The 26,585-nt window shown below is 45.8% G+C and carries 31 protein-coding genes; 15 read left to right on the forward strand and 16 right to left on the reverse strand.

Going from position 1 to position 26,585, the window contains the following annotated elements; translation table 11 throughout:
* Window positions 1-137: 137 nt before the first annotated feature.
* The 10 genes from FLM48_RS18645 to mlaF form a co-directional block, all read right to left on the reverse strand.
* Window positions 138-1,811 carry an Ig-like domain-containing protein gene (locus tag FLM48_RS18645; protein ID WP_179025694.1) on the reverse strand — a complete coding sequence of 558 codons (1,674 nt, stop codon included), beginning with the start codon at window positions 1,809-1,811 and terminating at the stop codon, window positions 138-140.
* A gap of 194 nt (window positions 1,812-2,005) precedes the next feature.
* Complete coding sequence (locus tag FLM48_RS18650; RefSeq protein ID WP_179025695.1) at window positions 2,006-2,638, reverse strand: response regulator; 633 nt, start codon at window positions 2,636-2,638, stop codon at window positions 2,006-2,008.
* Complete coding sequence (locus FLM48_RS18655; RefSeq protein ID WP_179025696.1) at window positions 2,616-4,034, reverse strand: ATP-binding protein; 1,419 nt, start codon at window positions 4,032-4,034, stop codon at window positions 2,616-2,618. Before FLM48_RS18655 ends, FLM48_RS18650 begins: the two co-directional genes overlap by 23 nt.
* A gap of 151 nt (window positions 4,035-4,185) precedes the next feature.
* Window positions 4,186-5,445: a UDP-N-acetylglucosamine 1-carboxyvinyltransferase gene (gene murA, locus FLM48_RS18660; RefSeq protein ID WP_028774912.1), complete on the reverse strand. Its 1,260-nt coding sequence runs from the start codon at window positions 5,443-5,445 to the stop codon at window positions 4,186-4,188.
* 15 nt (window positions 5,446-5,460) lie between these two features.
* Entirely contained in the window at window positions 5,461-5,712 is a 252-nt protein-coding gene (locus FLM48_RS18665; protein WP_028774913.1) for a BolA family protein, read from the reverse strand.
* Window positions 5,713-5,723: 11 nt separating this feature from the next.
* A complete protein-coding gene (locus tag FLM48_RS18670; protein WP_179025697.1) occupies window positions 5,724-6,011 on the reverse strand; it encodes a lipid asymmetry maintenance protein MlaB in 288 nt (95 codons plus the stop codon).
* Window positions 6,012-6,014: 3 nt separating this feature from the next.
* Complete coding sequence (locus FLM48_RS18675) at window positions 6,015-6,659, reverse strand: phospholipid-binding protein MlaC (protein ID WP_179025698.1); 645 nt, start codon at window positions 6,657-6,659, stop codon at window positions 6,015-6,017.
* A 17-nt stretch (window positions 6,660-6,676) separates the two neighbouring features.
* A complete protein-coding gene (mlaD, locus tag FLM48_RS18680; protein WP_028774916.1) occupies window positions 6,677-7,150 on the reverse strand; it encodes an outer membrane lipid asymmetry maintenance protein MlaD in 474 nt (157 codons plus the stop codon).
* A gap of 75 nt (window positions 7,151-7,225) precedes the next feature.
* Window positions 7,226-8,011 carry a lipid asymmetry maintenance ABC transporter permease subunit MlaE gene (gene mlaE / locus FLM48_RS18685; protein WP_179025699.1) on the reverse strand — a complete coding sequence of 262 codons (786 nt, stop codon included), beginning with the start codon at window positions 8,009-8,011 and terminating at the stop codon, window positions 7,226-7,228.
* Window positions 7,998-8,810 carry a phospholipid ABC transporter ATP-binding protein MlaF gene (gene mlaF / locus FLM48_RS18690; RefSeq protein ID WP_028774918.1) on the reverse strand — a complete coding sequence of 271 codons (813 nt, stop codon included), beginning with the start codon at window positions 8,808-8,810 and terminating at the stop codon, window positions 7,998-8,000. Before mlaF ends, mlaE begins: the two co-directional genes overlap by 14 nt.
* A 173-nt stretch (window positions 8,811-8,983) precedes the next feature.
* On the opposite strand from mlaF, the gene FLM48_RS18695 reads away from it, so the two are divergent.
* The 13 genes from FLM48_RS18695 (at window position 8,984) to FLM48_RS18755 (ending at window position 19,260) form a co-directional block, all read left to right on the forward strand.
* The gene (locus FLM48_RS18695) at window positions 8,984-9,943 is read left to right on the forward strand and encodes a calcium/sodium antiporter (RefSeq protein ID WP_179025700.1); all 960 of its coding nucleotides are present in this window, start codon (window positions 8,984-8,986) and stop codon (window positions 9,941-9,943) included.
* Between the two features lie 52 nt (window positions 9,944-9,995).
* A complete protein-coding gene (locus FLM48_RS18700) occupies window positions 9,996-10,973 on the forward strand; it encodes a KpsF/GutQ family sugar-phosphate isomerase (protein ID WP_179025701.1) in 978 nt (325 codons plus the stop codon).
* A 1-nt stretch (window position 10,974) separates the two neighbouring features.
* Window positions 10,975-11,526, forward strand: a complete 552-nt coding sequence (gene kdsC, locus FLM48_RS18705) for a 3-deoxy-manno-octulosonate-8-phosphatase KdsC (RefSeq protein WP_028774921.1) — start codon at window positions 10,975-10,977, stop codon at window positions 11,524-11,526.
* On the forward strand, window positions 11,523-12,080 hold the full coding sequence (lptC, locus tag FLM48_RS18710; protein WP_028774922.1) for an LPS export ABC transporter periplasmic protein LptC: 558 nt from the start codon (window positions 11,523-11,525) through the stop codon (window positions 12,078-12,080). The genes kdsC and lptC overlap by 4 nt, the downstream gene beginning before the upstream one ends.
* Window positions 12,067-12,597, forward strand: coding sequence for a lipopolysaccharide transport periplasmic protein LptA (gene lptA, locus FLM48_RS18715; RefSeq protein ID WP_179025702.1), 531 nt, complete (start codon window positions 12,067-12,069; stop codon window positions 12,595-12,597). The genes lptC and lptA overlap by 14 nt, the downstream gene beginning before the upstream one ends.
* Window positions 12,594-13,325, forward strand: a complete 732-nt coding sequence (gene lptB / locus FLM48_RS18720) for an LPS export ABC transporter ATP-binding protein (RefSeq protein WP_028774924.1) — start codon at window positions 12,594-12,596, stop codon at window positions 13,323-13,325. Before lptA ends, lptB begins: the two co-directional genes overlap by 4 nt.
* A 130-nt stretch (window positions 13,326-13,455) precedes the next feature.
* Entirely contained in the window at window positions 13,456-14,937 is a 1,482-nt protein-coding gene (locus FLM48_RS18725) for an RNA polymerase factor sigma-54 (protein WP_028774925.1), read from the forward strand.
* A 28-nt stretch (window positions 14,938-14,965) separates the two neighbouring features.
* On the forward strand, window positions 14,966-15,253 hold the full coding sequence (gene hpf, locus FLM48_RS18730; RefSeq protein ID WP_028774926.1) for a ribosome hibernation promoting factor: 288 nt from the start codon (window positions 14,966-14,968) through the stop codon (window positions 15,251-15,253).
* A gap of 2 nt (window positions 15,254-15,255) precedes the next feature.
* Entirely contained in the window at window positions 15,256-15,699 is a 444-nt protein-coding gene (ptsN, locus tag FLM48_RS18735; RefSeq protein ID WP_028774927.1) for a PTS IIA-like nitrogen regulatory protein PtsN, read from the forward strand.
* The gene (gene rapZ, locus FLM48_RS18740; RefSeq protein WP_028774928.1) at window positions 15,696-16,550 is read left to right on the forward strand and encodes an RNase adapter RapZ; all 855 of its coding nucleotides are present in this window, start codon (window positions 15,696-15,698) and stop codon (window positions 16,548-16,550) included. The genes ptsN and rapZ overlap by 4 nt, the downstream gene beginning before the upstream one ends.
* Complete coding sequence (locus FLM48_RS18745) at window positions 16,537-16,812, forward strand: HPr family phosphocarrier protein (protein WP_028774929.1); 276 nt, start codon at window positions 16,537-16,539, stop codon at window positions 16,810-16,812. The genes rapZ and FLM48_RS18745 overlap by 14 nt, the downstream gene beginning before the upstream one ends.
* A gap of 199 nt (window positions 16,813-17,011) precedes the next feature.
* A complete protein-coding gene (gene mgtE, locus FLM48_RS18750) occupies window positions 17,012-18,376 on the forward strand; it encodes a magnesium transporter (RefSeq protein WP_028774930.1) in 1,365 nt (454 codons plus the stop codon).
* A 77-nt stretch (window positions 18,377-18,453) separates the two neighbouring features.
* On the forward strand, window positions 18,454-19,260 hold the full coding sequence (locus tag FLM48_RS18755) for a hypothetical protein (RefSeq protein ID WP_179025703.1): 807 nt from the start codon (window positions 18,454-18,456) through the stop codon (window positions 19,258-19,260).
* 84 nt (window positions 19,261-19,344) lie between these two features.
* On the opposite strand, the gene FLM48_RS18760 is transcribed toward FLM48_RS18755, so the two are convergent.
* The 5 genes from FLM48_RS18760 to FLM48_RS18780 all read right to left on the reverse strand — a co-directional run bounded on the left by FLM48_RS18760 (window position 19,345) and on the right by FLM48_RS18780 (window position 23,992).
* Window positions 19,345-20,133 (reverse strand): molybdate ABC transporter substrate-binding protein, encoded by a 789-nt coding sequence (locus FLM48_RS18760; protein ID WP_179025704.1) that lies wholly within the window; start codon window positions 20,131-20,133, stop codon window positions 19,345-19,347.
* Window positions 20,134-20,369: 236 nt separating this feature from the next.
* The gene (locus FLM48_RS18765) at window positions 20,370-21,038 is read right to left on the reverse strand and encodes an OmpA family protein (RefSeq protein WP_179025705.1); all 669 of its coding nucleotides are present in this window, start codon (window positions 21,036-21,038) and stop codon (window positions 20,370-20,372) included.
* A gap of 103 nt (window positions 21,039-21,141) precedes the next feature.
* A complete protein-coding gene (locus tag FLM48_RS18770) occupies window positions 21,142-21,582 on the reverse strand; it encodes a GtrA family protein (RefSeq protein WP_179025706.1) in 441 nt (146 codons plus the stop codon).
* Window positions 21,570-22,949, reverse strand: a complete 1,380-nt coding sequence (locus FLM48_RS18775) for a glycosyltransferase family 39 protein (protein WP_179025707.1) — start codon at window positions 22,947-22,949, stop codon at window positions 21,570-21,572. The genes FLM48_RS18770 and FLM48_RS18775 overlap by 13 nt, the downstream gene beginning before the upstream one ends.
* Window positions 22,946-23,992: a glycosyltransferase family 2 protein gene (locus FLM48_RS18780; RefSeq protein WP_179025708.1), complete on the reverse strand. Its 1,047-nt coding sequence runs from the start codon at window positions 23,990-23,992 to the stop codon at window positions 22,946-22,948. Before FLM48_RS18780 ends, FLM48_RS18775 begins: the two co-directional genes overlap by 4 nt.
* Before the next feature lie 125 nt (window positions 23,993-24,117).
* Here FLM48_RS18780 and FLM48_RS18785 point away from each other — a divergent pair, with 125 nt between their 5' ends.
* Both FLM48_RS18785 and FLM48_RS18790 read left to right on the forward strand, forming a co-directional pair.
* Complete coding sequence (locus FLM48_RS18785; protein ID WP_179025709.1) at window positions 24,118-24,804, forward strand: response regulator transcription factor; 687 nt, start codon at window positions 24,118-24,120, stop codon at window positions 24,802-24,804.
* Window positions 24,804-26,075, forward strand: coding sequence for a HAMP domain-containing sensor histidine kinase (locus tag FLM48_RS18790; protein ID WP_179025710.1), 1,272 nt, complete (start codon window positions 24,804-24,806; stop codon window positions 26,073-26,075). The genes FLM48_RS18785 and FLM48_RS18790 overlap by 1 nt, the downstream gene beginning before the upstream one ends.
* A 71-nt stretch (window positions 26,076-26,146) precedes the next feature.
* Here the strand turns inward: FLM48_RS18790 and FLM48_RS18795 are convergent, their stop codons facing one another.
* Window positions 26,147-26,359, reverse strand: a complete 213-nt coding sequence (locus FLM48_RS18795) for a hypothetical protein (RefSeq protein ID WP_179025711.1) — start codon at window positions 26,357-26,359, stop codon at window positions 26,147-26,149.
* Between the last annotated feature and the right edge of the window lie 226 nt (window positions 26,360-26,585).

The raw sequence follows: 26,585 nt of genomic DNA on the forward strand, positions 1-26,585 counted from the left end.
CATTAACGAGCGATTGATTTAACGATTGCCGCAGTGCATAAGCGGCTAGGGTTACAAGCTACAGCCGTAAAAAAAGCCATGTTGAATGATGAAACAACATGGCTTTGGCGGGAGTGTTTAGGAGTGAAGGCTAGCGCCTACTTATGAATCACTGGCATAGCAGCTGCTCGCTCAGCATAGTCGGCATGGCAAGTTCCACACGAGAACTCAGCGGTAGACCATGGCATTTGGAATTTACCATCAGCGGTGAACTGTTTAGCATCCGCCGACAAGTCGATAGTAAATAGGTGAGATTTCACATCACCAAATACCACATCAGCGCCACCCATTTGCGGTCCAGTGGTTACCGCACTCTTGGCCAGTTTTGGCATATGACAATCAGTACATGCCGCAACCATACCGTGAACTGGAGCGGTGAATTCGGGGTCATGACAAGTTGTACAATCTTTGACTGCACCCGTATGCAAACCATCGCTACTATCCATGTTTTTGGTGGACTTGTGAGAGTCATGGCAAGTGGTACAAGCCATATCCTGTTTCGGACCTATCTCATCACCTGCTTTATAGTCACCATGATCTTCAGGCACAACACCTAACATCTCATCACCGGTTTGATGGTGCTTAGATAAACCACCACTGGAAATGATACGACCACCCACTTGGCTACCGTCTGGGAACGCAACATTGTAGGGGCTGATATAGCTCGGGTAGTCTTTCTCACCATCACGGGTATGACATTCCGCACAGGTAACCGCTTTACCATAGGCCATATCATCGGCTAGGAATTCCGCGGTGGTGCGCGCTGAGGCTATTTTGACAATATTAGATGCTGACGGTGCGCTAGCATGCTCACTACCAGCACCATGACAGGCCTCACACTGAACTCCACCGGCAGCAAATGTGCCTCCCATACCGGGCAAATCGTCTTGGCGCTCAAGGTTACGTTCATCACCCTCTTCTGTGGTAGTGCGCTTCCAACCTGTTGTATGACAATTGCCACACTTGTATTGGTAATCAAAATCTCCCGCCTTGTAATCTCCCATCACATCAGGATCATCCAAGTGGTTGTCTGGCACATTCAATGTACCGTCACTGTTGCGAATGTTGTACTGCACATTATTGCCCGTCACGATGTAGCCATCGGCATCGAGCCAGCGCATTTTCCAATGGTAGCCACCCACCACATAGGTCACATCATCATAACTCGTTGGTGCTCCCAAGGTGTTGTTGGTGGTGCCATCGCCATCAGGTCCAGCAAACTGTAATAGATCTATCGCCCCAGTGATGGTGGTTTCTGGAGTATAAGGGAAGCTTGGTTGCTCACCATTGTTGATTTTTTGAATCTTGAAATTGTGGCCAGTTTTTAGGAATGAATCTTTATCGCTATGGCAGCCCAAACAGGTCTGAGTGCCAACATAGGCGAGTTCATTGCTTAACACCACAACAGTGATCAACGCGCTGGCTTCGCCGCCGTTCCCATCTGAAATAGTGTAAGTCATTGTGCTAGTGCCTATCGTTTCAGGTTCAAAACGAACCTGATTATCTTCAATACTGGCACTGCCGCTACCTGAGGTCATTTCCACAGCCGTGAGGGTTAATGTATCACCGTCGGCATCGGTATCATTGGCTAAAGCATCAATCAGAATTGAGCTGCCCAGTTTAACCTCGGCATCGGTTGGATTAGCAACAGGTGGCGTGTTTTCTGGTGGCGTTGGTGGTGTGGTCGTGTCGTCATTATCACTGCCACACGCGACAAGCATGGTTACCATACTGGCGAGAAGTAATTTTTTACATGGAATTTGTGCGTTCATAAGTTCATCCTCAAATGGGCTATCTCAATCACCAACATTTGCAGGGAGAGTGATTGATATGTCTCTTTGGACATGAACTTAGTATTTACACTATGCCTCTAAAGGGATAGATAACCAGAATTCACAAGCTTAACCCCGTTGTGAACTTTAGTTATCATAAATAAATAAACTATTGAAATAATTAAACTTAAAAACTAATTCAAGTTATGATTTTGTAGAACAAATTGACCTGTATTTGTCAAAATATAGATCTTGTTCTCATTTTGCATGACCAAGCCTGCTTTCTTAAGTTGGCGTAAGTGAAAATTAAACTTAGTGTGATCGTCAACCCCAACCAAACGACACAGATCCATAAACTTAAGCTGCTTATGGGCTGCCAGTTGTTTTAAGGTTTCACGGCGTAGACCATTAGCCAGTGCCGAGTAGACACTGTCAGGGTCAATGTCTGAGCTAGCCTGCAATAATTGCTTTTCTTGAATACTGCGCTTTAGGGTGACAATAAGCTCACTGCTGTTAAAAGGCTTAGTGATCACACTGTCAGCCCCCTTTTTCATCGCATCAACGGCCGTATCCACGGTCGCATAAGCGGTGACAATAATCACCGCCATAAACGGATTAAGTTGACGTAAATTAGAAATCGCTTCAACGCCGGTCATCCCCGACATCACCAGATCCAACAGGGCAATATCAAACTGCTGATGCCCACATGCCTCAATAGCCGCCTCAGCGCTGTCAACATCGACCACTTGATAACCTTCTAGCTCAAGTATATCGACCATGTTTTGTCGCAAGTAACGATCGTCTTCAGCAATCAATACATGAGTCATAGTGCTTACCTTCTAATATAAAGTTTATCAAGATGCGAGTACCGACCCCTTGAGCACTGAACAGGCTCATGGTGCCGTTATGCGCTGCGGCAATCTGCTCGCAAATCGCTAAGCCAAGTCCGGTGCCTTCGCCGATGGCTTTTGTCGAGTAGAACAGTTCGGTGGCCCGCTGCATGGTAGCCTCATCCATCCCATGGCCACAGTCTTTTACTTCCAGCCATATGTGGTTGTCACCTGCTCCAACGTTTAATTCGATCAGCCCCTGATAGTCACTGGCGTCCATGGCATTATTGAGTAAGTTAATCACCATCTCTTCCAACTTAACCCTTTGGCCCATCATGCTTAATAGAGGATCACAATTGGCCACGATGCGATAGCGGCTAATTTTATGGCTAAGTAACTGTTGCGCACTGGCGACCACATCAGATAAGTACACTTGGTTATGGTTAGCACTGTCATTACGCGCATAGGCAAGCAGTTCTTTACTGATTGTTGAAGCTCGCTCAATTCCCATACGGGTCCGGTCGATATACTCTTGCAACGTCGCCTGCTGCGGCGGCAGTTTTCGTTGTAACAGGTCTAATGCTAAAGTTGATGAAGCTAGGGGGTTATTGATTTCATGGGCCACTCCCATGGCTAAATGACCTATGGCTTTGTATTTATCAGCCTCTATTGCCCGCTTGAGTTTGGCTTCGGTTGCCATTTCTTTTTCAATATCAAAAATCTTTAAAGCCTTGATTAGGGTTACAAGCACAAACGCCGCAGCCAATGTGCGCAAAACCGGTACACAAGCATGAATTTCTGTCGGCACTAGCCCAGCGAGAATGCCATAAACAAACAAGCCCAACCCGGTTGCGGCGAAATAGCGGCCATACTGATGATTTTCTTGACTAAGTTGGCGACCGTATAAAGCGATTCCAATACCAGCTAGAGTGGCACTGCCAAAACCAAGCAAGTAGCGGGTGTAAGTGGCAGCCTCACTAAAGGTATCCGCGCCTAAATAGCCCCCCATTGCAAATGCCAGTAGGCAAACGCTATAACACAGTACTATCAATAAAGTGGCTACTTTGCCTAACTTACCAACGAGTTTTCCTTGAATAACAAACAGCAGCCAAGCAAAAATCAATAGTCCAGCAAAAGACAATGACAGTTTGATTAAGCGTAACCAATCTACAACGAATTGATATTGACGACCGATCTCATCACCGAACAAGATGACATAAAGCTCTGACCATTCGTGAAATGCATGGGAGAAACCAAACAAGGCCAATGCCCAAAGTGTTGGCGATATCGCCAGCTGGCTGTACTTAAAATTGCGAAATACCACCACGCAGCCAATCGCAAAAAAAACGAGACCGTAAAAGAGGTAGATATTAAAAGTGATAAATGTCGCCATGCTGCAAAAGTATCAGCTTTGCAACAAGCAGGCGTTGATCAAAACAACAAAAGATCATTTTGCTTCACAGCAACACTTTAAAAGCTTGATATTCATCAAAACAAAAAAGCCGTGCAATTAATGCACGGCTTTTACGCTATCAATTGTGACATCACTTAATGCGCGTCACTTGGCCGCCTAGTCCTTTGAACTTTTGCTCAATGTGTTCATAGCCACGATCAAGGTGATAGATGCGGTCAACAATAGTATTGCCATCGGCAACTAACCCGGCAATCACAAGACTGGCCGAAGCACGTAGATCCGTTGCCATTACTTGCGCACCATTAAGACGCTCAATACCCTGAATAATACAAGTATTGCCTTCTAGCTCCATGTGAGCGCCCATACGGTTCAGCTCTGGTACATGCATGAAACGGTTTTCAAATATGGTTTCAGTAATGGTCGCGGTGCCTTCAGCAAGTACGTTTAGCACACAAAATTGCGCCTGCATATCGGTCGGAAAACCAGGATAAGGCACAGTTTTGATGTTAACTGCACGCGGACGTTGGCCTTGCATATCCAGCTCAATCCAATCTTCACCAGTGGTAATTTTTGCACCAGTATCTTCAAGCTTGGCTAGCACTGCTTCTAAGGTTTTAGGATCCGCATTAAGACAGCGAATTTTGCCTCGAGTCACGGCTGCTGCAACTAAGAAACTGCCGGTTTCAATTCGATCGGGCATCACCCGATAATGACAACCATTAAGTGATTCAACACCTTGAATACGAATCGTGTCTGTACCAGCCCCTTCAATCTTAGCCCCCATCGCGATGAGGCAGTTTGCCAAATCAATCACTTCTGGTTCACGGGCTGCATTTTCAATGACAGTCTCACCGTCTGCGAGACTTGCAGCCATCAAGAGGTTTTCAGTGGCACCGACGCTGATCATATCCATAAAGATATGTGCGCCTTTTAAGCGTCCATCTACGCGAGCTTTAATGTAGCCCTCATCAACTTCGATGTGCGCCCCCATCTGCTCTAGTCCTTGCAAATGCAAGTTAACTGGACGAGCGCCGATGGCGCAACCGCCCGGAAGCGATACGTCAGCGGTACCATATCGAGCGAGCAATGGTCCTAATATCAATATTGACGCTCGCATAGTTTTAACGAGGTCATAGGGTGCACAAAACTCGTTTAGCGTTGCTGTTGAGATAGTAATGTCACCCTCATCACAGCGCGCTACCTGTGCACCAAGGCAACGTAGCAGCTCACAGCTAGTGTTTACATCTCGAAGGTTAGGTACGTTAGACAGCACAAAATCTGTTTGTGCTAACACCCCCGCCATCAGAATGGGTAAGGCGGCATTTTTGGCACCAGAAATGACCACTTCGCCCGCTAGCGGCTCACTCGCTTGTATTGTTAATTTATCCAAAATCTCTCTCCAACCTTACATGTTGAAGATTTTTTCACGCTGCCACTGTTCAGGCGTAAACGCCTTAATCGTGATAGCGTGTAACTCACCACTAGTGACATGATCCATAATTGGGCCATAAATCGTCTGCTGCTGTTTTACTCGGTTCATTCCATCGAAGCACTCACCAACAGCAACAATTTTATAGTGTGTCCCATCTTGGGTCACAGTCACTTGCTCTAACGCTAACGCATCGGTCAGTAGTTTTTCTATCTCTTTACATTCCATGGGGGAAACCTTTATTGAGCTTCTTCAGGGAAGAAGGCTTGTAAGTCATATAAATCTATTAATTTTTTAGTTTGCAGCGGCAACATTTTAAATGTCAGCTGGGCATATTGGTGTTTGACAACCAGTTGTGTCAACATCGCGACACCAGCGCTATCGATATAATCTAAACCGCTACAATCAATACATTGTGTGTCAGCACTAATAAGCTGCTCGCGTGATGGCCATAAGGTTATCACGTCACTGTGTGCCAGTCGCCCCGTCAGGTAACAATAACCATCATCATTACGGAATTGTGCCATCGGTTAATTACCTTCGGCTTCCAAAACAACATGGTCATCGGTACGCGCACGCAAGTCGGCAATCACATTATCAATACCATTTTGGCGAATGAGATTACTGATTTCCTTACTTTTCGACGACAACAAACTGACACCTTCAGCGACTAAATCGAATGCCTTCCAAGTATCATCTTTAAGTCGACGAACGCGGAACTGCACTTTAATGGGTGGTCGATTCGGCTCAACTATTTGTACATGAACATCAATCATTTTCTCGCCATCAAACGCGCGAGCAGGTTCAAACTTGACCTGCTGATTAGTGTATTCAGTAAATGCCTGAGCATAAGTCGCCACCAAATAAGCTTTAAACGCATTCACAAACTGCTTGCGTTGCTCCGGTGTTGTCGATCGTAAGTGCGACCCCATAACCTTGTAGGACGCATACTTATAATCGATGTATGGCATCAACTCTTCAGATACTATCAACTTAAGATGGTCAGGATCGGCCTGAATTGTGTCAAAATCCTGATGAAAACGAGCAAAAGTCTTATTGGCCACTTGCTCAACCATAGCGTAGGGGTTTGAGCGTTCTATCTCAGTGTCAGCTAGGGCGTTAACACTGACAATAGCTAACCAAGTAAACATCAACATTTTCATTATACTACTCATATTCCCATCCTTTAAAATTAGTCATCCTTTGACTTTACGCTATACAAAAACTGTCCGATCAAATCTTCTAGCACTAATGCGGAGTGAGTGTCATCAATTCTGTCACCATCAACCAGCATGGCTATATCTTCATCATAAAAACCTGGGGTGAGTCCTAGGAACTGCTCACCGAGCAACCCAGAAGTTAAAATAGAGAGACTGCTCGTTTCAGGAAATTGGTTGTATTGAGTGTCGATGGTCATTTCAACCACAGGTAACAAGCTTTGCTCATCAAGGGTAATGGCTTTTACCCGCCCCACTACGACACCGCCAACTTTGACAGGCGATCGTACTTTCAAACCGCCAATATTACTGAACTTGGCATACAAGGTATATTGGCTTTGCCCAGTTTTAACATCAACGTTGGCCACATTAAAAACCAACACCAAAAAGGCCGCTAAGCCAGACAGTAAAAACAAGCCCACTAAAATTTCAATCTTGCGTGTTACCATGTTCAACCTACCACTCTACTTGGTTATAGATACCATTAAATTGGCTATCTCGCTTCTTCCCTAAACAATAATTAATTAACTACCAAACATCATCGCTGTCAGTAGAAAATCCAGTGCTAGCACCGCCAAACTTGATTGCACCACAGTTTGCGTTGTTGCTTTACTAATTCCCTCAGGATTCGGAATCACCTGATAGCCGCGATATAGCGCAATCCAAGTAACAACCACAGCAAACACGGTACTTTTAATTAAACAGTTAACTATATCTTGTCGCCATTCCACCGAGGACTGCAAAATTGACCAAAAACTGCCACTATCAATGCCTTTCCACTCCACCCCTACAAGGTGGCCACCGTATATACCCACAGCAGTAAACATCAGTGCCAGCAACGGCAAGCTGATTACGCCAGCCCAAAAGCGTGGTGCAATAATCTGCCTCAGGGGATCGACAGCCATCATCTCCAAGCTAGATAGCTGTTCAGTACTCTTCATCAAACCGATTTCTGCGGTCAATGCCGAGCCAGCGCGACCAGCAAACAACAGTGCCGTGACTACCGGCCCAAGTTCGCGCAGTAAACTCAGAGCAACCATAGGACCTAAACTATCTTCGGTACCAAAACCCACTAGAATATTATAGCCCTGAAGCGCTAGCACCATGCCGATAAACAACCCAGACACCAGAATTATCACCATCGACTGGACGCCAACAACGTACAGTTGCCGGATCAATAGTGGAGTGCCTTTTGCTACATTGGGAACCCGTGCAATGGCTCCCCACAACATCAATCCAGCACGGCCAAAACCGGCTACTAGCGCGATGGCAATACGACCAAGGTTGGCAATATGATCAATCAAGCTCACCTAACATCTCCTTACGGTAATCTTGAGCGGGAAAGTGAAATGGAACAGGTCCATCTGGTGCACCACTAATAAATTGTTGCAGCTGCGGATTATCGGCAAGCCTGAGCGCTTGAGGGGTACCATGGGCAACCACCCGCTTATCAGCCAGCACATAGACATAATCGGCAATGCTTAACACTTCTTGTACATCGTGAGATACCACCACCGAGGTCAGATTCAACGCGTCGCTGAGTTCACGAATCAACTTAACCAGCACGCCCATAGAGATGGGGTCTTGTCCTGCAAAAGGCTCATCATACAGCACTAACTCTGGCTCAAGCGCGATAGCCCTTGCTAAAGCGGCTCGGCGCTGCATGCCGCCAGATAGCTCATTGGGCATCATTTGCGCCGCACCACGCAACCCGACGGCTTCGAGTTTCATCAGCACAATAGTGCGAATGATCTGTTCGGGTAGGCCTGAATGTTCTCGAAGGGCAAATGCCACATTGTCAAACACATTCATATCAGTAAACAATGCACCACTTTGAAATAGCATGCTCATGCGTTTACGCAGTTTAAATAAGTCACTGCGGCTACATTGATGCACATCAACCCCATCAAAATGTATCTGCCCAGCATCAGGGGTTAGCTGACCACCAATTAATTTAAGCAGCGTGGTTTTACCTATACCACTAGGCCCCATAATCGCGGTGACTTGGCCTTTGGGGATAGATAAACTGACGTCATCATAAATCACATGATTACCGCGACTAAATGCCAGGTTTTGTACTGTTATCAGCGCCTGTGATGAAGTTGTCATAGTCAGATCCATTGCCGTGAACTGGTTGATGGTTGCTAAAGAGGAAAGAGGCGAATTGTACGGAATTGATGCATTGTGCACAACTGAATCCAGACTATCTTACGCCAATACTTTCATTTTCTCTCATTTCCAGCGAAAATGCGCCTCATATTTGTCAAATAGAATGGACTTAAATGTTATTTAATATTTTCATGCTTATTGCGGGGCTTGGAGCCTTAGTTTGGAGCGCAGACAAGTTTGTCTACGGTGCCGCAGCATTTGCACGCAATCTCGGCCTGCCTCCTATGCTCATTGGTCTAACAATTGTCGCAATGGGCAGCTCAGCCCCAGAGATGTTTGTTGCCGCCACAGCATCAATGGAAGGCATGACAGATACGGCTATTGGTAATGTACTTGGCTCAAATGTAGCCAACATTACATTGATCTTAGGTATCACTGCGCTACTTGGCGCAATCTCGGTTAGCTCACAAACCCTCAAGCGTGAAATACCAATGATGTTAGTGGCCACCGCGATTGCAGGATATTTCCTCCATGATGGTCAATTGACCCGCACCGAAGGCGTACTCCTACTGGTGCTGTTTTTCATGTTAATGGGCTATTTGATTTGGCATGCGGTAACGAATAAACAAAAAGATGCCCTCGCTGATGAAGCTGACAATGAAATCCCCAAAGATGTGCCGACGTTAAGAGCCATATTTTGGGTCGCGGTGGGTATGGTATTATTACCGCTATCAGCTGATTGGATGGTACAAGGCGCCGTTGGAATTGCAAAAGCCTATCAACTTTCAGACTTAGTTATTGGACTGACAATTATTGCAGTAGGCACCAGCTTACCTGAGCTTGCTGCCTGTGTTGCCGGTGTTTTGAAGAAAGAAGATGATCTTGCAATCGGTAATATTGTTGGATCAAACCTGTTTAATATTCTTGCTGTGTTAGCATTACCCGGACTTATTGCGCCGGGTGCAGTCGATGCGGCAGCGAGTTCACGTGACTTTTATATGGTCATGGCCACCAGTACTGCATTAGCAGTGTTGATCTTGCTCACAGGTAAGCAACGTCAATTAAAGCGCTGGCACGGTGGTGTATTACTATTAACTTTTATTGCGTATCAAGCGGTTATTTTTCTATCCTAGTAAAAGTGCATTCTTTCACTAACCGTATACGGCATTAACTAAAGAGAATTTTATGGTAGAGGCAAATCAACTCCGACAATGGGGTCGCAACGTTATCGATATAGAGCGAAGTGCACTCGATAATTTATACCAATATGTCGACTCCGAAGAGTTTGCCAGTGCATGTCAATTAATTATGGCATGTACCGGTAAAGTGATTGTTATGGGCATGGGCAAATCTGGCCATATCGGTAATAAAATATCCGCCACGTTAGCCAGTACCGGCACCCCCGCATTTTTCGTCCACCCAGGGGAAGCAAGCCATGGCGATCTTGGCGTGTTGAGTGAAAATGACGTCATTTTAGCCATATCAAACTCTGGTGAAGCCGGCGAGATCCTTACCCTAATGCCGGTTATCAAACGCATGGGATTGCCTGTTATTGCGGTAACTGGCAAACCTAACTCAACAATGGCTAAACATGCTGTAGTCCATTTATGCATTGAAGTACCTGAAGAAGCCTGTCCATTAGGACTCGCGCCCACTTCAAGTACCACGGCAACCTTGGTGATGGGCGATGCCTTAGCGGTGGCACTCTTGCAAGCGCGCGGTTTCACTAAAGACGATTTTGCCCTATCACACCCAGGTGGAAGCCTAGGCCGGAAGCTATTGCTAAAAGTAAGCGATGTGATGCACCAAGGCAATGAGCTGCCTTGCGTTCAGCAGCATATTTCAGTCACTGATGCCTTATATGAAATCACCAAAAAAGGCTTAGGTATGACCGCGGTAGTTGATAAGCTGGGCCTACTGGTCGGCATATTTACCGATGGTGATCTACGCCGAGTGATTGACGCCCAAGTCAACCTACGTGATACCTCAATTGAAGATGTGATGAGCAAAGGCTGTGTCACTGTTAGCGACAACATCCTCGCTGCCGAAGCATTAAAAGTGATGGATGAAAAAGATATCAACGGCCTAATCGTCATCAATCAAGAGCAACAACCTATCGGTGCATTGAATATGCTCGATATGGTTAAAGCAGGAGTAATTTAACATGTCTCATCAAGGATTTTACGGCCCTATTAGCGAGCATGTTTGGCAAAAAGCGCAGCACATCAAGCTGCTTATTTGTGACGTTGATGGGGTATTTTCTGATGGCCTAGTTTACATGAGTAATTCAGGTGATGAGATTAAGAGTTTTCATACCCGCGATGGTTACGGCGTACGTTCATTACTAAGTAGTGATATTCCTGTCGCGATTATTACCGGTCGTAAATCAAAAATTGTCGAAGATAGAATGACGGCGCTGGGTATTACCCACATATACCAGGGTATAGACAACAAAATGGTACCCTACCAAGAATTATTAACACTCTATAAGGTCACACCTGAGCAAGTGGCTTATATCGGTGATGATATGGTGGATTTACCCGTCATGCAGCAAGTGGGTCTGTCAGTGTGTGTTGCCGATGGCCACCCTTATGTGAAAGCACGCGCCGATATGGTCACCCATATTCGTGGCGGGCATGGTGCACTGCGAGAACTTACCGATTTGTTGCTGTTAAGCCAAGATAAGTTCGATACCGCCCACGGTATGAGTATATGAACAGAGTCACCATTGCTATTATCGTGTTTTTTGGCACTGCGCTAATCCTCTATTGGCAAGTGCAATCTAAGCGCAGCAATAATGTGCAACTTCAAGATGGTAGTGAACATCCTGATTATGTGATCAACGATCTCAAAAGCATTGAGTTCAATGAGCAAGGTGAAATTAATAGCCGGGTATCAGCTCGTCATATGGAACACTTTGAAGAAGCCAATATGACTTACTTTACGGAGCCGGTCTACCTACTCTACCCGGATGAAGGCAAAGCCCAATGGCGACTGCGTTCATCAACTGGCACATTAGATAAAAACAGCGGTCATGTTACATTAGAAAAAGATGTTATCATTGACGCCATCAGCCCTGAAGAGCCGATACAAACAATTGAAACAACATACCTAGAACTCGATTTAAACACCATGATTATGACGTCAGATAGGACAATCAATATCACGGGAAACGACTTCATCATCACGGGTGAAGGCTTGTTTGGCGATCTGAACAAGCAAACCGTAAAACTGACGAGTCAGGTAAAAGGTACTTATGAAACTAAATAAACTTATTGCTGCTGCTTGTTTGTCAGTCCTTAGCTTGCAGATTGGTGCGGTTGAAAACGATTTGCTGCAAGAAGTCAAAATTGCCGCTGCGAGCCAAGAAGCAGATATTAAAAATAATCAAATAATCTTCAATGGCCCAGTTGAGGTTACCCAAGGCTCAATCAAGATTAATGCAGATGAGCTACGCGCGTTTACCAAAGATGAAAGTAATGGCAAAATTTTGGTTGCTACCGGTACCCCGGCAACGTATTCACAAATAATGGAAGATGGTCGTCCAGCAAAAGCCAGCGCCAGTGAAATTCGCTATGAACTTGCCACCCGCACCTTAACCCTAATTGGCAATGCCACACTTGAGCAAGATGGTAGCCAAGTGACCGGTAACCAAATACGTTACAACATTGAACAACAACAGTTAATTGCAGAGAGTACCGGCAATGACCGTGTCATTACGATTATCCAACCCGAAAACTACCAAGAGCTTGATGAACCTGAAAGCAAACCTCAGGAGCAACAATGACCGATAAAACGCTCAAAGCGGTCAATTTAGCCAAAAGCTACAAAAGCCGCGCTGTGGTTCAAGATGTGAGTTTAACCGTTAAAACTGGGCAGATCGTCGGCTTACTGGGCCCAAATGGTGCGGGTAAAACGACCACTTTCTACATGGTTGTTGGCTTAGTTCAGAGTGATAAAGGTCGTATCTTTATTGATGAAGACGATTTAACTTTAGATCCTATGCACCTGCGTGCGCGCAAAGGTATTGGTTACCTGCCACAAGAAGCCAGTATTTTCCGCAAGTTATCGGTTAGAGATAACATCATGGCCGTGCTGCAAACCCGTAAAGAGCTCAATACCGCACAGCGAGAAGAACAGTTAGAACATTTATTGGAAGAGTTCCACATTACTCACATTCGCGATAGCCAAGGTATGGCACTATCGGGCGGTGAAAGACGTCGAGTTGAGATTGCTCGGGCACTTGCGGCAAACCCGAAGTTTATCTTATTAGATGAACCGTTTGCGGGAGTCGATCCTATCTCGGTTATCGACATCAAAAAGATCATTGAGCAACTGAAAAACCGCGGCCTTGGTGTGTTAATTACTGACCACAATGTACGCGAAACACTCGATGTTTGTGAGCGAGCCTATATTGTGAGTCATGGCAATCTTATCGCTGAAGGCACACCCGCTGAAATCTTGGACAATCAACAAGTCCGTGCGGTGTACTTAGGTGAACAATTCAAGCTATAGTTAAACCATAGTGAGGGTGATGACTGTTGACAGTGTCATCACCTGATTAAATTTTGGGGATTAGAGAAACCCCATAAAAAACAAGCAAGCTTTCTCATTTTATAATTACAAAGAAGGGAATAGCAGTAAGATGAAAGCGTCACTCCAGCTCAAAATGGGTCAACAGCTCACCATGACTCCTCAGCTGCAACAGGCCATCCGCCTCCTGCAGCTGTCGTCATTGGAATTGCAGCAAGAGATCCAACAAGCATTAGAGTCCAACCCGCTATTAGAATTGGACGAAGAGCAAACCGACGCCAGCGATAGCAGCCAAGATGATAAAAATAGCGACACTGACGACTACAGCGCAACCACTGACAGCGCCAGCAATCAAGATAGCTCATCAGTAGAAACATCCGAGGCCCTCACCCAAGAATCAATGCCAGATGAACTGCCCGTTGATACCACGTGGGATGAGGTATATACCGCAGCCCCCAATGCCAGTTCTGGCGCAATGCGTGATGATGATATGCCCTTCCAAGGTGAAACCAGCGAAGGCTTGTATGAACATTTAGAGTGGCAAAAAAACCTCACGCCTTTTTCAGACAATGACAATGCCATCGCCACGGCTATTATTGACGCCATTGACGAGCGCGGCTATTTAACTCAAACCTGCGAAGATATTCTCGATGCCATGGGCGATCCGGAAATAGAACTCGATGAAGTTGAAGCGGTACTTAAACGCATTCAACACTTCGACCCTATTGGCGTGGCCGCCCGAGATTTAAGCGAGTGCTTGTCAATTCAGTTGGCACAGTTTAGCGAGAGTACCCCGCATATTGGCAATGCCAAGCTACTCATCAAAGAGCATTTAGATTTAATTGCTGGGCGAGACTTCCGCTTGCTGATGCGTAAAACTAAGCTCAAAGAAGATGATTTACGTGAAGCCATTGCATTGATCCAATCACTGAACCCTAGACCCGGGTTAACCGTTGCGCCTAACCGTGATGAGTATGTGATTCCGGATGTTACGGTCACTAAACAAAAAGGCCGCTGGGTGGTTGAACTCAACCCTGATTACATGCCAAAAATCAATGTCAATCAGCACTACGCATCTATGGCTCGTAGCACTAAAAACCAAGCCGATAGTCAATTTATTCGAGGTCACCTCCAAGAAGCGAAATGGTTCTTAAAAAGCCTTGAGAGTCGCAATGATACCTTGCTAAAGGTGGCTAACTGCATCGTTGATTTCCAACAAGGATTCTTCGAGTTTGGTGAAGAGGCCATGAAGCCAATGGTCCTCAACGATATTGCTGAAGCGGTAGAAATGCATGAATCGACCATATCACGAGTTACCACACAGAAGTATATGCACACCCCACGTGGCATTTTTGAACTAAAATACTTCTTTTCGAGTCATGTTGGCACAGATGATGGCGGCGAGTGCTCTTCGACAGCTATTCGCGCATTCATCAAGAAATTAGTGGCAGCAGAGAACCAGAAGAAACCACTAAGCGATAGCAAGATGGCACAGCTATTGGCTGAACAAGGAATAAAAGTGGCTAGACGGACCATTGCCAAGTATCGTGAGGCAATGCTTATACCACCGTCAAACCAACGTAAGAGTTTATGATCCGTTAATTGAACACTGGAGGACCTATATGCAAATTAATTTGACTGGACACCATGTAGAGATCACTGATTCATTGAGAACTTATGTTCAAGAAAAGTTCTCAAAGCTTGAACGCCATTTCGATCAGATCAATAATGTGCACGTTGTGTTGAATGTAGAAAAAATGCAACAGAAAGCTGAAGCCAAAGTTCACCTTTCCGGCGGTGAAGTGTTTGCCACTTCCCATAATGCAGATATGTATGCCGCCATTGACTCCCTGATAGATAAGCTCGATCGTCAGGTAATTAAACATAAAGAGAAGCTGACAAAACATTAACGATGGAACTAAGTACCATCCTGCGGCCGGAGTGCACGACCTGTGCCACACCGGGCAGTAAGAAAAAGGTACTGGAATTAATCAGCGATTTAGCTGCTGTCCAGTACCCTACCCTTTCCTCACAAGAGATTTTTGAAAGCCTATTGGCTAGAGAGAAGATGGGTAGCACAGGTATAGGTAACGGTATCGCCATTCCTCACGGTCGTCTGAGTAATATCGAATATCCTGTCGCAGTATTGGTCAAGTGTGCTGAGCCGATTGCGTTTGACTCAATCGACAATCAGCCAGTTGATATCTTATTTGCTTTACTGGTGCCCAGTGATCAGTGTGAACAACATTTAAGTACTTTATCCTGCATGGCTGAAAAACTTAATGATAAATTCATACTCAAACAGCTCAGAAAGTCCCATGATGAAGCAGAACTTTATCAGGTGATAACTCAATGAAACTCGTGATGGTATCCGGACGTTCCGGCTCAGGTAAATCAGTAGTACTTAGGGTACTTGAAGACTTAGGTTACTATTGTGTCGACAATTTACCTTTGCCACTGATGGACTCGCTGCTGGAGCAGCTGAAAGGCCGCAATGAACTGGTTGCCATCAGTGTTGATGTACGTAATATGCCAGAGCAAGATATCGAGCTGGAAAAGCAGCTTGCTAATTTGCCAGCAGACACCGAACTACTGAGCTTCTTTCTCGATGCCAGTGATGAAGTGTTGCTAAAACGCTACAGCGAAACTCGTCGCCTACACCCACTCTCCCATTCACAAGCATCACTAAAAGAAGCTATTGAGCTCGAAGGTAAATTACTCAGCCCTGTAGCCGACTTGGTCGATCATTATATCGATACCTCTAATCGCAATATTTATGATCTAAGTGATAGGGTGAGAGAGATCCTGCTTGGCACTGTCGACAAAGAGTTAGTTATCAACTTTGAATCATTTGGCTTCAAACATGGGATGCCGAGTGAAGCCGACTTTATGTTCGATGTGCGCTTTTTGCCAAACCCCCATTGGGAGCCGAACTTACGCCCGCTAACAGGGCTAGATGAACCGGTGCAGCAGTTTCTTGCACAGCAGCCGATGGTGAATAAGTTTATTTGGCAAATCGAGAATTTATTAGCAACTTGGCTACCGCACCTAGAGCGTAACAACCGCAGTTATTTAACTATTGCCATTGGCTGCACAGGCGGGCAACATCGTTCTGTGTATGTAACAGAGCAATTAGCTAAGTTATTTAATGACTCTAAGCACAATGTTAATGCTAGGCACCGTGAGCTCAACAATGGCAAAGCTTGAACGACAGCTCACCATCTGTAATCAACTGGGGCTGCACGCTCGCGCTGCAACAAAACTTGCGGTTTTGGCCTCCACATTTGATGCTGAAGTGACTTTAATCCAAGGTGAAAAACAAGCCTCTGCCGCCAGTGTATTAGGCTTGCTGATGCTAGAAAGTGGCAAAGGTAAATCCATTACCTTACTCAGTGAAGGTAAAGATGCCCAAGCCGCATTAGATGCGATTAGCGCCCTAATCGATGCTAAGTTTGACGAAGCGAATTAAACAATCACCGCATAATCTACAAATTACTCACTTAACTTTAATTTATCTCTACAGTGTCACAGTCTTGAGTTAACATAGCCTGTCGGCACAATTTTTGCGAGTAGGATCAAACACTCCTATAGTTAATGCTATTAACATCGTCGCCTCAAATCATTTAACACGTTTTCACAGCTAACTTGGACTATTCGAGGGGGGATCAATGCCAATAGAAGTACTAGACAATGAGACAAATGATCAGCGCCTCAACCAAGTCACTCAGGCATTGGGCAGCGGCATGTTCGTGCATGTACGCAATATGCTGCATGATATGGCCGCCTCAGACATTGCCTTTATTTTAGAGTCATCACCCCCTAAAACACGCCAAGTGTTATTCCAGCTAATTGACCAAGAGCATACCGGTGAAATCCTCGACGAGTTAGGCGAAGAACTCAAAGATACCCTCATTACTCAAATGGCGCCCGAGCGTGTTGCAAAAGCAGCACAGAACATGGACACCGATGATCTCGCCTACATCTTACGTAGCTTGCCCGACAGTGTTTTCAATCAAGTGTTGCAGTCAATGAGCTCGCAAGATAGAGCCCGAGTTGAACAAGCACTGTCTTACCCTGATGATACCGCTGGCAGCTTGATGAACACTGATACCGTGACCTTACGTCCCGATGTCAATATCGACGTGATTCTCCGATATTTACGTATTCGTGGAGAGCTGCCCGAAGCAACAGATACGCTTTATGTGGTCGACAAGCAAGACAGTTTATTAGGCGGCATAAAAATTTCGGCGCTACTGACCTGCGACCCCAATGCTTCTGTGCGAGATATTATGGAAGCCGATTTAGAAGGTATTCCCGTTGGTATGTCCGACAGTGAGACGGCGCAGTTGTTCGAGCGTCACGATTGGCTGTCGGCACCGGTTATTGACGATGATAATCGCTTACTCGGCCGTATTACCATTGATGATGTGGTTGACGTTATCCGTGAAGATGCCGAGCACTCAATGATGGGGATGGCGGGTATGGATGACGACATGGACACCTTTGGTCCAGTGGTTAAAAGTACTTTCCGACGCTCACTTTGGCTCACAATTAACTTATTTGCAGCGCTGCTAGCGGCATCTGTCAGTAATATGTTTGAAGGCACGTTAGAGCAATTTGCTACCATTGCGATTTTAATGACCATTGTCCCCAGTATGGGAGGCGTGGCCGGTAACCAAACCTTAGCATTGGTGATTCGCGGTATCGCCTTGGGGCAAATTGGTCAGAGTAACTCCCGCTGGCTCATCGGTAAAGAGCTGGCTATTGGCTTCCTCAATGGCATTTTATGGTCAGTATTAGTATTTCTAGCAGTATGGGCTTGGAAAGGTGATATCGCCCTTGGTGGGCTGATTGGCGGCGCAATGCTAATCAATATGACAGTCGCAGGCTTTGCCGGCGCGAGCATTCCATTGTTACTTAAAAAGCTCAATATTGACCCTGCATTAGCCGGAGGAATGGTGCTTACTACCGTGACGGATGTCATTGGCTTATTCGCATTCTTAGGGCTAGCAACAGTGTTCCTATTAAACTAATTTTACACATTAATTTGGCCAATACATTGAAAACAGCAGCTATACTAATGAGATAAACCAGCAAAGGACGCGCTTTTTTGAGTAGCCAACGCTCGACATCACTCGCCATAGTTATCACGGTTATATTGATCCTCGGCTTCGAGGGCTTTCAGTATTGGAGTGCTAGCGCAAACGATTGTTATGTCCAAGTGCTCAAATTGCAGCAACAACACTTGATGCTTAGGCGCCATGAAAAAGATTATTTATTGCGTCAGCAAATAGAATACAAAGAAACCTGGGAAAAGCGCTTAGCCCAAGTTAAACAGCAAACCGATCATTTTGGCCATTGCTTGACCCGTAATACCGCTTCACAAATGGCAGGCCTTAAAGGCTCTCTGAGTCAATACGAGACAGATTTTCATCGACTGATAACTGAGCTTAAATCGGCCAATCAGCAAGATTTGCAGATCCTTAATCGACTGATGAATGAGCAAGAGCAACTGGAGCTATTAGGACGTGAGTATAATGTCAATGTCTACGCACAAACCTTAGCGATCAGGCAGCATCTATTCACCTATATTACCTCCGAAAACCCGATTTCCTTGCAACTGCTAAGTAATAAAGTCCAGACCCTATCGCAGTGGTCTAGCGACAACCAAGAGTTGGCACATTTAATTAGCCTCTATAGTGACACCATCAAAGAACTGCAAATACTGCTACAAAGTCGCCAATACACTCACGAGCGCGGTACAATGGGCTCGATGCGCAAACATATCCATGCTTTTGAGGACAAGCTCAACCACTATGAGCTCACTATGCAACCGACACAAACCGTGCTGCTGCGCATCGCTTTTTACCTATGCCTACTCATCGGTCTCACTATCATGCGCATCAGGCAAGTTTAACACTCTCGTAATGTGCTCTTCGCCGTTTAAACAGGCCCAGGTTTCAGTGCTATCTATTCGGCTGATTTAAGTAAAATCATCTGTTTATTCTGCGCGAGTTTCAAAACCATATTTGGCCAAGATAGCTTGCCCCTGTGATGACAGAATAAACATCGCCAGACCTGCAGCCTCTTTGTGGTAATCGTTTACTAATGTCAGCCCATAAGTCGCCCCAACCGCTAACTCACTCGGCACCTTAATAATCTTAAGGCTTGGCACCTCTTTTTGCGCTAACACTGCATTGGTACAATAGGTCAAAAATAGATCCGCTTGCTGCTCGCCCATCACCCAGCCATAAGGGTTGCGACCTTTAGGTGGCTTGGCACTATTTTCACCGCCAGTCAATTGCAGAGCTTTAGATTGTAATGCCGCCTCTGCCCCTTGCTGTACAGATTCAGCACGATTAAACAGCTGCCATGCATAATCCCCAGCAGGGTCCGCTTTCGGCGTCGAAGTGCCGAGACGGATTTTCTGGTTCAGCATAACGGCAAGTAAATTATTTGAATCGACTTCCACAGATTGCTGCGCCAAAGCACACAGATTATTGCCGGCAAACTCAACAACTGGGCCCGCTTGGTTGGCCGCGTGCAGGGTATTAGGGTGTTTCATATTGGCAGACGCATAGAGGTCAACCTGCTCACCTTGTTCAATACGTTTACGCAGCAAACCCGATGGCGCAAATTGCGCATTAATATCGACATCGACTTGTTGCTGATATTGACCAATGACTTCACTCATCGCCGTTTTTAAGCTACCCGCGGCGCGAAACTCAAGCTCTGCCGCATGCGCCATCGCTGGGCAAGCAAGTAATCCTACTATCATCCAAGATTTCATTATTGTTTCCAAAGTCAATTAGCAATGGCCATATTTAGCCGTAATTCACCAAGGCTCACAAGAGTTGCAACGAGGGTTTTCTTTCACTATGGGAGGCAGGTAACGAGGAAAAAAATCAACCGAGACAAACTGTCCCACTTTGTTGGATTTAGATGTAAAAAGATAGCGGCATACAACCAGCAATAAGGCCATCATGCAACGACCCTATTGCTAGTTAGATAGATTTCTAATACTGACTAACTTTGCGGTAATGGACTAAGCACAATTTCTACACGGCGATTTTGCGCTCTACCTTCTTTAGTATCATTGGATGCAATAGGACGGGATTCACCCATTCCGTGGGATGCAATACGATGACTTGCAACTTGCTGCGCCATAAGAAAATTGGCTACTTCAGAGGCTCGAACTTGTGATAAGCGTAAGTTGTATGATTCAGCCCCGCTGCTGTCAGTAAAGCCCATCACATTGAGCTGAGTTTCGTCATACTCTTTCGCTACTAATGCAACACTAGTCAGCACACGTTTAGCGCCAGCATTGAGATCCGTTTGGTCAACGGCAAAAGTAACCTCATTTGGCATGTTCAAAATAATATTGTCGCCACTGCGAGTAACACTCACGCCCGTAGACTGTAACTGTTGACGAAGCTCCGCTTCTTGCACATCCATATAGTAACCAATGCCGCCACCCAAGGCGGCACCTGATGCTGCACCAATTAATGCCCCTTTGCCGCGATCACTTTTACTTGATGAGGCCACACCGATTGCCGCGCCAGCAATCGCGCCTATCATGGCACCATTTGTCGCACGGGCATTTTGAGATTCGTTAGTATAAGGATTGGTTGTCTGACAACCGGTCATTACCGCGCCAGCCAGCAATATAGAAATAGCCTGCTTAGATTTAATCATGTTAACTCCAAGTCACATAAAGGCTCACCACCTTCACGCAACCAATAACTTGATGACAAAGAAAAGCGTCATTGTCGCACACCACAGTTACCACATTAAAGGCCTAGTCAGTAACAGTTTGCTGCTGATTATCACGATAGGCATAGTAATTGGCCCCCAACCAATTGATGACTGTTCCAGCCATGACACCTAATGCCAGCGCCGCCATTTGGTAAGCGGCCTGCTGGGGCAAGTAAGTACTAACAACTGAAAATGCTGTCAAATTAACAGCAATTGCCAGTAGCGCCACGACGAAAACCGCCGGCGCTTGCCGACGTTTTTGCGATTGATGTCGATGAGCGAAAGTCCATCGACGGTTAAGCCCCCATGTGATGCACAAGGCTGTTATAAAGCCCAGCGATCGCGCCCACATAATCGGCATTTCAAGCTGAAATGCCGCTAGCCAAAACAAGCCTAAATCAACTAAGAATGCACTGCCGCCCACTAATAAGAACTTGATCAGTGGTGAGGTAATTAGGCGCGTTAACGGTGCTAAGGCTGACATTGAAGTAACTGCTTCTCTTTCGTCTCACGCACAGCTGTGCAATAACTTAGATTAAGCTCACTGATTTGCGCTTGTTTAACCACCAGCCAATAGCGGACAGCAGCCATGGCGGATAGCTCATCTTCGGTCATCGTTTTGCTTTTGCCTTCGCTGTAAAAGCGCGATGAAAACGGTCTTTTACCTAAATAGTATACGCTCTCACCTTTAGGTACAGGCGTTAACAACCACTTATCACTTTTCAATTTTGTCGGGCCACTATTGAGCAGCACCACAGTCGCGACAATCAATAGCGGGATCGCTATGGCGATTGCTGTTTGCCCTGGCAAGTTAGTTTTCGGCCAAGCGCTAGCAAGCAGTAAAGCCAATGCGGGAATGCCCGGTAATACATAAGCAGGCAGCACGTTACCCGCCAATGTGAACAACACCATAGGCGCGACCATCCAACAAATGAGAAACTGGTGTAACGAAGTTAACCCTGAATCGCTATTGAATATGCGCCACAAGGCCAGTGGAATAAAGGCGCTCCAAGGCAGTGCTGCAACAGCGAAAAACAGCCAGATAGTTCCTCTGGGTTCATCATGGGCTGAGCCGTAAAGATCGCCCGTCCAACCACTATCAACAAAGCGCAACCAATGTTCACCAACAAGGAAATACTGCAAAAAACCTGGAGTGGCTTGTTCAGCTAATAAGTACCAAGGGGCCGCAATCGCTAACATTAATGCTAGCCCAGAAAGAAGCGGTATCTTCTGCCAAAGCCTTGACCATGGTTGAATTAGCCCTTGCGACCAAATTAGCCATAGTCCGACTCCAATGGTCATGATCACTATGACAACCGGACCTTTTGCTAGTAAACCAATGGCTAACCCCACAAAGCCCCAATACCCCCAGCGCACTTCCCCTTGCCAGCATAGGTAGAATCCAACCATCGCAAGCGTTAAGCCAAAAGTCAGTGCCATGTCTGTCATTACCGCTCCAGCACTGACATAAAACACCACACAAGTACTTAGGATAATGCAGGTCTTTATCGCATCGATCTTTAAGCGCTTGGCAAAGTAGCCGCTTAGCGCCAAAGTCGCCACTGCCGCCAACCAATGCGGCACACGGACGGCAAACTCATTATCACCAAACACCGTTAAACCCAGCGCACTCATCCAGGTGTGCAGCGGCGGTTTGCCCCAAAATGGTACATTGTAGTCAAACAACGGAGTCAACCAATTGCCAGTCTCTACCATTAATCGCGCCATTTCACCGTAGCGAGCCTCTGTCGTATCCATTAAAGGATAAAAGCTCAAGCTCACCAGGCGCACAATTAAGATTGTCACCAACAGCGCCAGCGACCCCCAAGCTAAACGTGACATAGCCTTCATAATTTAGCCTTCAAATAACGAATATTGTCCGAATCTATCGCCCCACTTACTGACGATGCAGTACGTCGGCTTTGGTAGCTTTGGCGATACTTAACATCCCCAATCAGGTAAACAGGTCGCTGTTTTACTTCCATAAATACCCTTCCCAAATACTCACCTATCATGCCTAGCGCCAGCAGTTGAATCCCTGCGACCCCAAGTTGCACCACCATTAACGACGGGTAACCCGCCACTACTTCCCCCCAAATGACTGTTTTTGCAAATACCCAGCTGCCGTAACAAAACGCTGCAAGCGCAGTGGCAAGGCCTAGCCAAGTCGCTATTCGAAGCGGTTTGATACTAAATGAAGTAATGCCATCCATCGCTAAACCGAGTAACTTGCCATAGCCCCACTTACTGGTGCCGGTAAAGCGCGGATCACGGTCAAAGCTGAGCGTCACTTGGTTGAAACCAGGCCAACTCAGTAGGCCTTTCATAAAACGGTTTCTTTCAGGTAGCGCATTTATAGCATCAACAACCTGGCGACTGAGCAATCTAAAGTCACCCACATTCTCAGGAATATCCGTCTGCGACATGCCATTAATGACACGATAAAAGGCCGCAGCAGAAAAACGTTTAAACCAAGACTCACCTAAGCGGGAGCGACGTCGCATATTGACCACATCCGCTCCGCCACGCCAAGCTGCGATCATCTCTGGGATCAACTCAGGTGGATCCTGTAAATCAGCATCAAGTAATATCACCGCCAGGCCGCGGGCTTGTTCGAGCCCTGCTGTCGTCGCAGCTTCTTTGCCAAAGTTGCGACTCAAGCGAATGCATTGGTAAGCAAAACTTGCTGTCGGTAAGGCTTGTAGCGCCTCCCATGTACCGTCGGTGCTGCCATCATCAATGAAAACCAATTCACTGCTGATGTTTAAACCCGTGACCACGGTATCTAGTCGACTTATCAGCTCTGACAGACCCGCACGTTCATTGAAAACAGGTATGATGATCGACAAGCCGACTTCAACAGCAGATGGATTATCATTTTGATAGGTTTTCATCGCTATACTCTTAATGGTAAAAATAATGCAGCTATCCTATACAAGTGACTGTGAACAAAAGCTCATTGACATTTTTTTCACGTTTTAGTGGCATAATATCGACAATTAATAACCGAGGCGGTCTCATGCAAAACGCACAAATATTGGTGGTAGAAGATAACCCTGATGTCGCCGGTATTCTGGCTGACTTTTTGGAGGCAAAAGGCGCCGAAGTTGACTTTGCCAGTAACGGAGAGTTGGGGCTTGAACTGGCAATCAATGGCCACTTTGATGCCATTATTCTTGATCTCATGCTACCCAAAATGGATGGATTGACTGTAGCTAAACAGCTACGCCAACATGGCTGTCATACGCCGGTATTAATGCTCACCGCCTTAGATGAAAAACAAGACTTGCTTAAAGGCTTTGCCGCTGGCGCCGATGACTATTTAGCTAAACCATTTGATTTTGATGAGTTGCAAGCGCGTCTCATCGCACTGATTAATCGACATAAAGGCCAAGTCGCCCAGAACATCATTAACTATGGTCCACTCCAAGTTAATACTGCTGAATACTCAGTTACCCGCAGCGGTAAGAAACTAGTATTAACCCCGACCTGTTATCAAATTTTGTTGTTGCTGATTAATCGTGCCCCGCAAGTGTTAAAGCGAGAGGAAATTGTCCATGAACTTTGGGGCGACTCACCACCTAGCAATGATATTTTGCGCAGTCACATGTACCAGTTACGAAATCAAATAGACAAACCTTTTGAGCAACCAATGATCATGACAGTGCCCAAAATTGGCTTCAAACTGGAATTAAGTGGCCACTAATGTCAACAAGTAGTGCAGAAAGCCTCACCCGCAAGTTCACCATCTACTTTACCTCGATTGCATTGATGGTCGGGGTGATTATTTACGGCCTGTCTTTAAGTATGCTTTACTGGTTGGAAGATGAAGTGAACACTCGTCTTCTCTATGCCGCAAGTGTGACAGCAGTCAGTGACTTCAATGCGGGTGCCCCCTCGCCGCTAACGATGACAAATAGCATCACAGCTTATAACGATCTCAGTCAGCTGCCGGAGCAGTACCAAGGATTAGCCGATTTACCTTCAGGCTTTCTAAATGAAATGACCAATGCAAGTGAACAAGGTGATATTTTTGTGTACCGCACCGACTACGTTGCGATGCAAAGTCACCATCCATTGTTGTTAGTCATGAATGCCGAAACCGCAGAGTTAACAGAGAATGAGTGGCGACGTATTAGCTTGTTCGTATTTGGCATCACTTCGACGCTGTTTTTGTTGTTCGGCTACGCATTGATTAAATTAACCAAGCGCATGATACAACCCATCAGCCAGCTCAGCGACCAGCTACATAACGGCCAACCTCAGCAGCGCTTTCAAGTACCAGACGGAGCTGTCCAAGAGTTCCACCATTTAACTGCAAGCCTCAATAGCTACCAGGCTCAAATAGCCCAGTTGATAGAACAAGAACATACTTTCTCTCGGTATGCGAGTCATGAACTGCGCACGCCATTGACCATTATCCATGGTGCAAGTCATCTACTGCAACATGATCAATCACCTGACTTTCAGCAGCGGCAACAGCAACGCATTATTAAAGCGGCCGCAGACATGCAAAATACGGTAGATGCCCTACTCAGCCTAGTGAAGCAAGAAAGTCGACAATCCGAGCCGCAACCCCAAAGAAAGCTCACCCAAGCGGAAATGGAAACACTCATCTCAACGGTCAGTGAATTAGCGAGTAAAAAGGCGGTATCAATCGAACTAAATATGCAATCTCAACCACAAATCACTCCACCTGAAGCCGTGTTAAGAATGCTAATATCCAACTTGATTAACAACGCAATCAACGCCAGTGATGGTGGAAAAATCATCGTTACCGTCAGCGACGATTATATTGATGTGGTCGACCAAGGACGCGGCTTAACAGAGAGCGAAATCCATCAACAAGGCCATGGGTTAGGCTTGTTAATCGTCAACGCCTTATGTCAACGTTACGGGTGGGAGTTTGACTTAGCTGATGCTAAAACAGGTGGTTGTATTGCTCGTCTACGCTTTAACACCAATGCCATCAGCTAATGTCAGGTCGACTTTTCTTGTTTTATGGCATGCTTAAAGCTTATTGAGATAACACTGCTGATTTAATAGCGTTAGCGGAACTTAGGTTTGACGCGAGACATGCTTTCAAAAAACTTACAGTTGCGCTTTTTTTCATTGTAGTCACGCACCACTTTCCATTCTTCAAAAAGTGCAATCACAAAGGCAACGAGGGTGACAAGTAATACCAAGGCGCCAATAGATGTAATCACTTGCGCAGCAAGAGTAGCACTTGCTTCACTATTTGGACTTGTTAAACCAATCATATATCCCCCAAAACATTTCAATACTGGTCATATTCAATAAATGGCTCCAGCTGACTATCTAAAATAGCACTGGATCAATACGCCACTTATATACAACGACAAATCTGAATGAGATCTTAATGGTGATAAATTAATCGAATATTAATGGGGTCGTGTCGCGGAGAAAAAGTAGTTGTGGAATAAATAAAATAATATTTATAAACAAACACTTGAATATTAAAATGTG

It is taken from the genome of Shewanella sp. Scap07 (genome assembly GCF_013394145.1).
Classification (GTDB): domain Bacteria; phylum Pseudomonadota; class Gammaproteobacteria; order Enterobacterales; family Shewanellaceae; genus Shewanella; species Shewanella waksmanii.